The organism is Streptomyces sp. NPDC059900 (genome assembly GCF_050270335.1).
Taxonomy (GTDB): domain Bacteria; phylum Actinomycetota; class Actinomycetes; order Streptomycetales; family Streptomycetaceae; genus Streptomyces.
Genome location: NZ_JBNNJZ010000828.1, coordinates 1 through 2766 on the forward strand (window position 1 = coordinate 1; position 2766 = coordinate 2766).

General features: G+C 71.4%; 2 protein-coding genes. One reads left to right on the forward strand and one right to left on the reverse strand.

Going from position 1 to position 2766, the window contains the following annotated elements; genetic code table 11:
- The first annotated feature begins 284 nt into the window (after nt 1–284).
- A complete protein-coding gene (locus tag ACQKIP_RS44570; RefSeq protein WP_365864876.1) occupies nt 285–812 on the forward strand; it encodes a hypothetical protein in 528 nt (175 codons plus the stop codon).
- Nucleotides 813–838: 26 nt separating this feature from the next.
- Here ACQKIP_RS44570 and fxsT read toward each other — a convergent pair.
- The coding region (fxsT, locus tag ACQKIP_RS44575; protein WP_427745606.1) for an FxSxx-COOH system tetratricopeptide repeat protein at nt 839–2766 on the reverse strand (1928 nt) is incomplete at its 5' end.

Consider the following 2766-nt stretch of genomic DNA (forward strand, 5'->3'; position numbering starts at 1 on the left):
CTGCTGCGCGAACCGGACCTGCCGCGGCGCATCGGACAGGCCCCGCACACCCGCTCACGCTGTACGCACTGCAACCGCTGCATGCCCACCATCTACACCGGTACGCGTTGCCCGCTGATCGGCCCGCGGTAGGGCCCGGCGCGCCCCGAGCCGGTGGTAGTCGTGCACCGAGGGGTCCAACCTGAAGCCGAATAAAGGGATCGCGCCCCTGGCAGGACGGGCCGTGACGTACGATCGCGGCCGCACAGTCAAGTGATGGCAAACCCGAGGGGAAGCTACCGTCCGTGCCCGACTACGACGATCCGGCCTGGAGGCCGCTTCCTCTCCGCCCGGCAGTCCTCCGCTGGGTGCTGCTTCCCCTGACCGTGCTTTTCCTGCCCCTGTGGTGGGTGGTGTGGCTCTGCTTGGCCCTGTTCTTTCTCGGCGTAGCGGGCGTGGCCCAGTTGATCGTCTACGTGGTGCCGCGTGCCGAGAACGGCGCGGTGCGCGTGCTGGACGCCACGCTGGGCCAGGTGCCGTTGGTCCCGCTGTGGTGTGTGACACCGGTGGCGCTGTTCCGGGAGGGCGATACGGCGTATTACCGGGCACGCGTGGCCCGTCGCATCGAGAAGCAGACCCGACGGGCGGAGAACTCCCCGCTGCAACGGGACCTGGAACTGGGAGCACACTACTTCCGCGGCGCCGGTGCCGGTTACGTCCTGCAAGTCGCCTCGGAACAGGGATGGAACGCCCATCCGGTGCTGCGCTCGCACCCCCGGCGGCGCCTGCGCCTGCGCCACAACGGGCGCCCGCGAGCGGGCTTCACGAACTGACGGGGCGCCGCAGCGGTCCGGGCGCATCAGGCGGGTAACGGGTCGAAGGTCCAGACGGGGCGGCTGCGGGTGTGGGCGGCGACGGTCAGGCGGTGGTGCTCTCCCAGGGTCTGCGTGAGGTCGGTCAGACAGCGTGCTTGCAGCGCGTCGGCTTCCTCTCCGGCGCCCGTGGCACCGAGCTCCGCGGCGACGGCCACGTTCGTCATCAGCGTCTGCGGGTGGCGGGGCCCCAGCGCCGCGGACGCCTCGCGCGCCGTATCCCCGGCCAGCGCCAAAGACGCCTCATGCTGCCCGCAGTGTCCCCGGTCCGATGCGAGGTTGTAGGCAATTCCCAGCGTCCAGGGGTGCCGGGATCCCAAGGCGGCCACCGCGGATGCCAGAGCCTGTTCGCCCAGTTTCCCCGCCCCCTGCGCGTCACCTCCCATCCGCACGGCCACCGCGAGGTTGGCCAACGCCCCGGCCGTGTAGGGATGGTCGGGTCCGAGCAGCCTCCGGTAGCGCCTGACCACGTCATCACACAGCGCGGTGCCGCTGTCCAGCTCGCCGTGCGAACGCTCCGCGGCCGCCAGGCTCGTGGCGGTCCTGAGCCCGAGCGGGGTATCGGGCCCAAGGAGGTCATCGGCTGCCTGGCGTACCTCCCGAAGACGGGTCAGGCCCTCTCCTACCGCATCGTTGCGCAGCTCGCAGAGCGCCAGCTGATGCTCGGCGCACAGGGTGGCGGGGTTGTCGAGACCGAGCAGTTCCCGGTGCCCGCGTGTGGCCGGCAGCTGTTGGGCCAGCGCGTTCTCGTAGTGGCCCAGCAGGCGAAGGTCCAGCGCGTGCCGTGCCTGTGCCAGGAGGCTGCCGGTGTCGGCGGGGTCGGCGAGCCGCTGGTACTCCGCGACCGCCCGGCGGTCCAGGAGCAGCGCTTGGGCGTACTGCCCCAGCAGCCGCTGCGAGTCGGCCATGCTGACGATCGCTGCGAGCGTGCAGGGATGGTTGGGGCCGTGCAAGTCCTCGCGTCCCCTGCACGCGGTGCGATCCTGCTCCAGCGCCTCCTCGTAGCGGCCCAGGCCGCGCAGATCCGCCGCCACGTCAGCCGTCGTCTCGATGGGCTCGGCGCACTCGGGGCGCTCGGCAGCCCGCAGCCGGGCCTGCTCCTCCTGATCGCGGCCCAGGGCCCGGCCGTAGCGGCCGAGCCCCCGCAGGACTTCGCTGCGGCGCGCTGCGAGGATGTGGGCGTGCGGCGGATCGTCCTCACCCAGGCGGCTGGCCCATGCGCGCTCGACGCGCTCGATGAGAGACAACGCGTGCGCGGACTCGCCGCGCAGATGGAGGTAGCGCGCGCAGTTGAGGAGCAGTCCCGAATCCTCCGAGAGGTCTTCGCCCGGGGCTGCCGACGCTTCCAGGTGCGGCACGATCTGGGCGTACTGGGGCCATACCCGTACGTTCTGGGGATCGCGCGGGTCGGCGGCGACCAGGGCGTGGCGCACGCGGCGCAGGAGTGTGGAGCGGTAGCCGCCGGCCATGTCGTCGCGGACCACCCGGCGCACCAGCGGGTGCATGCGCAGGGTGGCGCTGGGCGTTTCGATCGTCTCCTCGTTCTCCTCCAGGGACTCGATGTCGGCAAGGGAATGCGCCACGATCGTGCCGACCAGCTCCTGCCACCGGAGCGAATCCAGGGACTGCCCGCGCAGAGGCTCGGGAAGACTGAGCCTGAGCAGGCCCAGTGGCGCCCCGCTGTCGGCGAACAGGACGCATACGTGCAGGAGGTCCACCGCCTCAAAGGACGAGGTGCGCAGGCGCTCCAGGACGGCCAGCAGGGCGCGGCTGAATGTCGTGGGGTAATCGCCCGTGGCGCGCAGGGGCGCCCTCTCCCATGAGGTGTCGCGCAGCCGGTCGAGGTATTCCGTCACGGCGATCCGGGTGTTCTCGAGGTAGGCGAGCGCCTGGGCCATGGCCAGCGTATGGTCGC